General features: G+C 68.2%; 5 protein-coding genes. All 5 read left to right on the plus strand.

The genetic code is table 11. The features are described 5' to 3' along the window. Nucleotides 1-4 precede the first annotated feature (4 nt). Nucleotides 5-256 (plus strand): F0F1 ATP synthase subunit C, encoded by a 252-nt coding sequence (locus tag ADBZ5U_RS14190; protein ID WP_293223340.1) that lies wholly within the window; start codon nucleotides 5-7, stop codon nucleotides 254-256. Between the two features lie 6 nt (nucleotides 257-262). Next, nucleotides 263-820: a F0F1 ATP synthase subunit B gene (locus ADBZ5U_RS14195; protein WP_526811245.1), complete on the plus strand. Its 558-nt coding sequence runs from the start codon at nucleotides 263-265 to the stop codon at nucleotides 818-820. A gap of 8 nt (nucleotides 821-828) precedes the next feature. Beyond that, entirely contained in the window at nucleotides 829-2,163 is a 1,335-nt protein-coding gene (locus tag ADBZ5U_RS14200; protein WP_526811247.1) for a F0F1 ATP synthase subunit B/delta, read from the plus strand. Nucleotides 2,164-2,225: 62 nt separating this feature from the next. Continuing rightward, nucleotides 2,226-3,872 (plus strand): F0F1 ATP synthase subunit alpha, encoded by a 1,647-nt coding sequence (gene atpA, locus ADBZ5U_RS14205; RefSeq protein ID WP_526811249.1) that lies wholly within the window; start codon nucleotides 2,226-2,228, stop codon nucleotides 3,870-3,872. Beyond that, nucleotides 3,873-4,799 (plus strand): F0F1 ATP synthase subunit gamma, encoded by a 927-nt coding sequence (locus ADBZ5U_RS14210; protein WP_526811251.1) that lies wholly within the window; start codon nucleotides 3,873-3,875, stop codon nucleotides 4,797-4,799. Nucleotides 4,800-4,911: the final 112 nt, after the last annotated feature.

Genomic DNA, 4,911 nt, shown 5'->3' on the forward strand with positions numbered 1-4,911 from the left:
AGGAATGGCAGACCCACAAATCGTTGCCGGCGCCCTGATCGGCGGCGGGCTCATCCTGGGCGGCGGCGCGATCGGCGCGGGAATCGGCGACGGTATCGCCGGTAATGCCCTGATCTCCGGCATCGCCCGCCAGCCCGAGGCGCAGGGACGGCTGTTCACCCCGTTCTTCATCACCGTCGGTCTCGTCGAGGCCGCGTACTTCATCAACCTGGCGTTCATGGCGCTGTTCGTGTTCGCCACGCCCGGCGCCTCCTAGTCGGCCATGCGTCTCAGCGATAGGGCGGACTCCAGCGTCACCTTGTTGGCGTCTGAGGAAGGCGGTACCCAGAACTTCCTCATTCCCAACGGCACCTTCTTCTTCGTGCTGGCCATCTTCCTGATCGTGCTGGGCGTGATCGCCAAGTTCGTCGTCCCGCCGATTCAGAAGGTGCTGGGTGAGCGCGAGCGGATGGCCGCCCAGATCGCCGACGACAACCGCCGGGCCGCGGCGCAGGAGGCCGCCGCGGAGGTCGACTACGAGAAGGAGTTGGCGACCGCCCGCTCCGAGGCGGCCGGCATTCGCGACGCCGCCAGGTCGGAGGGCCGTCAGGTGATCGACGACACCCGCGGCAGGGCCAACGAGGCGGTCGCCGGGACGCTGCAGGAGGCCAACGAGGAACTCAAGCTGCAGAGCGACTCCATCGCGCCCACCCTGACCGCGTCGGTGGAGACGCTCTCGGCGACGTTGGCCGGCAGGGTGCTCGGCGTCGGGGTCTCCGGCCCGTCGGGTGCTTCGGCCTCGGCCACATCGTCCTCCCACACCCATGTTTCGGAAGGCTGAGGCGTAAGTTGTCAACCTTTATCGGGCAGCTGATCGGCTTCGCGGTCATCGTCTGGCTCCTCAACAAGTACGTGGTGCCCCCGGTGCGCAAACTGATGGCCGAGCAGAAAGACGCCGTGCGCGACCAGCTCGACGACAGCGCCAAGGCCGCCGCGCGGTTGGCTGCCGCCGATCAGTACCACGCCAAGCGGGTCGACGAGGGGCGGGCGGAGGCCCGGCGCATCGTCGACGAGGCCCGCACCGACTCGGTGCGCATCGCCGAGCAGTTGCACGTCCAGGCCGGCGTCGAAGCCGAACGGATCAAGGTCCAAGGCGTCCAGCAGGTCGACCTGCTGCGGGCCCAACTCATCCGCCAGCTCCGCGGCGACCTCGGCGGCGAGTCGGTCCGCCGGGCGGCCGAACTGGTCAGGGCGCACGTCGCCGACCCGCAGAACCAGTCGGCCACCGTGGACCGATTCCTCGACGAACTCGAGGCCATGGCTCCGGCGGCGTTCACCCCGGAGGTGGCGTCCTCCGGCCTGCGTTCGGCGAGCCGGGACGCCCAGGCGGCCGTGGTGGCACGGTTCGACGCGCTGTCCGGATCGCTGAGCGTCGAGGACCTGTCCCGGCTCTCCGACGAGCTGGTGGCGGTGGACAGCCTGCTGCAGCGCGAGCCGATCCTGACCCGCCACCTCGCCGAGGCGACCGGGGAGGCCGATGCCAAGAAGCAGATGCTTGCCCGACTGCTCGGCGGCAAGGTGGGTGCCACGACGCTGGACATCCTCGAGACCGCGGTCACGGTGCGGTGGTCCAAGACCGGCGACTTCCCCGGCGCGCTCGCTCTCGTCGCCCGGCTGAGTCTGCTGACCAGGGCCGAGCGGGAACACCAGGCCGACGAGGTGGCCGAGCAGTTGTTCCGGTTCGGGCGGCTCCTGGACTCGGAGCCGCAGTTGACCTCGTTGCTCAGCGACCAGGCCAAGCCGGCCGCCGACCGGGTGTCCCTGGTGCGCGGCGTGCTGGATCGGGCGAGTGGGACCAACCAGACTGCTGCCGCACTGTTGGCCGACACCGTGCAACTGCTGCACGGGGAACGAGCCGACGAAGCGGTGCACGAACTGGCCGAACTGGCGGTCGCCCGCAGGGGCGAGATCGTCGCGCAGGTGAGTGCCGCGGCCGAACTGAGCGACACGCAGCGCCGCCGCCTCACCGCAGTGCTCACCCGGATCTATAACAACCCCGTCTCGGTGCAACTCAACGTCGACCCCGAACTGCTCGGCGGCCTGGCGGTCTCCGTCGGGGACGAGGTCATCGACGGAACGCTGTCGTCCCGCCTGGGTGCGGCGGCGACGAAGCTGCCCGACTAGCACGAACCAACCCAAGACGCTCCGATCTACTCCCAAGACCGAAGGCAGGAAGACGAAAAGCCATGGCAGAGTTGACAATCTCCGCAAGCGACATCCAGGGCGCGATCGAGAGCTACGTCTCGAGCTTCGAGGCGGGCACCGGCCGGGAGGAGGTCGGCACCGTCATCGACACCGGTGACGGCATCGCCCACGTCGAGGGTCTTCCCTCGGCGATGACCCAGGAACTGCTGGAGTTCTCCGGCGGTGTGCTCGGGGTGGCGCTGAACCTCGACGAGCACAGCATCGGTGCGGTCATCCTCGGCGAGTCCGATAAGATCGAGGAGGGCCAACAGGTCCGGCGCACCGGTGAGGTGCTCTCGGTGCCGGTGGGGGACGCGTTCCTCGGCCGGGTGGTCAACCCGCTGGGTGAGCCGATCGACGGCCGCGGCGAGATCACCGCCGAGACGCGCCGGGCCCTGGAGTTGCAGGCCCCCTCGGTGGTGCAGCGCCAGAGCGTCAGCGAGCCGCTGCAGACCGGCATCAAGGCCGTCGACGCCATGACGCCGATCGGCCGCGGCCAGCGCCAGCTGATCATCGGCGACCGCAAGACCGGGAAGACCGCGGTCTGCGTCGACACCATCCTCAACCAGCGGCAGAACTGGGAGACCGGGGACCCGTCCAAGCAGGTCCGCTGCGTCTACGTCGCGATCGGTCAGAAGGGCACCACCATCGCCAGCGTGCGCCGGGCGCTGGAGGAGGGCGGCGCGATGGACTACACCACCATCGTCGCGGCGCCGGCCTCGGATTCCCCCGGCTTCAAATGGCTTGCGCCCTACACCGGTTCGGCGATCGCCCAGCACTGGATGTACAACGGCAAGCACGTGCTGATCGTGTTCGACGACCTCACCAAGCAGGCCGAGGCCTACCGCGCGATCTCGCTGCTGCTGCGCCGCCCGCCGGGCCGCGAGGCCTACCCCGGCGACGTGTTCTACCTGCACTCCCGCCTGCTGGAGCGGTGCGCCAAGCTCTCCGACGAACTCGGCGGCGGTTCGATGACCGGACTGCCGATCATCGAGACCAAGGCCAACGACATCTCGGCCTACATCCCCACCAACGTCATCTCCATCACCGACGGCCAGTGCTTCCTGGAGACCGACCTGTTCAACCAGGGTGTACGTCCGGCCATCAACGTCGGCGTCTCGGTGTCCCGGGTCGGCGGCGCCGCACAGATCAAGGCGATGAAGGAGGTGGCCGGCTCGCTGCGCCTGGACCTGTCGCAGTACCGCGAGCTGGAGTCCTTCGCCGCGTTCGCCTCCGACCTGGACGAGGCCTCGAAGGCGCAGCTGGAGCGCGGCGCCCGGCTGGTGGAGCTGCTCAAGCAGCCGCAGTACAGCCCGATGTCGGTCCAGGACCAGGTGGTGGCCATCTTCCTCGGCACCAAGGGGCATCTGGACTCGGTGCCGGTGGCCGACGTGTCCCGTTTCGAGTCGGAGTTCCTCGAGCACCTGCGGGCCTCGGGTTCCGGCATCCTGAGCGACATTCAAACCTCCCAGAAGCTCACCGAGGACACCGAGGTGGCGCTCACCGAGGCGGTGGCCGACTTCAAGCGCGGCTTCGCCACCTCCGACGGCAGTTCGGTGATTCCCGACGCCCACGTCGCCGCGATGGACGAGGCCGACGTGGAGAAGGAAGCCGTCAAGATCCGTAAGCCCGCGCCGAAGAAGAAGTAAATGGCAGCCACACTCCGCGAACTGCGCGGGCGGATCAAGTCGGCCGGGGCGATCAAGAAGATCACCAAGGCGCAGGAACTGATCGCCACCTCCCGTATCGCCAAGGCACAGGCCAGGGTGGAGGCGGCCCGGCCGTACTCGGTTGAGATCACCAACATGCTGACCAACCTGGCGGCGGAGTCGGCCCTGGACCACCCACTGCTGGTGGCCCGGGAGAACCCGCGCCGGGCGGCGGTCCTGGTGGTCTCGTCGGACCGCGGGCTGTGCGGCGCGTACAACGCCAACAACCTACGGCGGGCCGAAGAGTTGATCTCGTTGCTGCGCCAGGAGGGCAAGGAACCGGTCCTCTACGTCGTCGGCCGGAAGTCGCTGAGCTACTTCAGCTTCCGCAACTGGAAGATCACCGACTCCTGGATCGGGTTCTCCGAGAAGCCGACCTACGAGCAGGCCCAGGAGATCGCCAACGCACTGGTGACGGCGTTCCTGGCCGGCGAGGATGACCAGGGCGACAACCCGGGCGAGGACGGGGTCCTCGGTGTGGACGAACTCCACATCGTGTTCACCGAGTTCCGGTCGATGCTGTCGCAGGTCGCCGAGGCGCGCCGGATCGCCCCGATGGAGGTGGAGTACGTCGGCGAGCAGGAGACCGGTCCGCGCACCCTGTTCTCCTTCGAACCGGATGCCACCACGCTTTTCGGGGCACTGCTTCCGCGCTATGTCGCCACCCGCATCTTCTCGGCGCTGCTGGAGGCGGCGGCCTCGGAGTCGGCCTCGCGGCGGCGCGCGATGAAGTCGGCGTCGGACAACGCCGACGATCTGATCAAGATCCTCACTCTGATGGCGAACCGGGAACGCCAGGCCAAGATCACCCAGGAAATCAGCGAAATCGTCGGCGGCGCAAACGCTCTCGCCGACGCAACGAAATAGCCCCCGCCAGATAGCCGAGAAAGCTCAGGAAGCGAAGAGAGAAATGACCGAGACCACCGTCATCTACGCCGGAGACAGCGGCGACAGCGGCAGCAGCGTGAGCTACGCCGGC

Source organism: Mycobacterium sp., assembly GCF_040398885.1.
Classification (GTDB): Bacteria; Actinomycetota; Actinomycetes; order Mycobacteriales; family Mycobacteriaceae; genus Mycobacterium.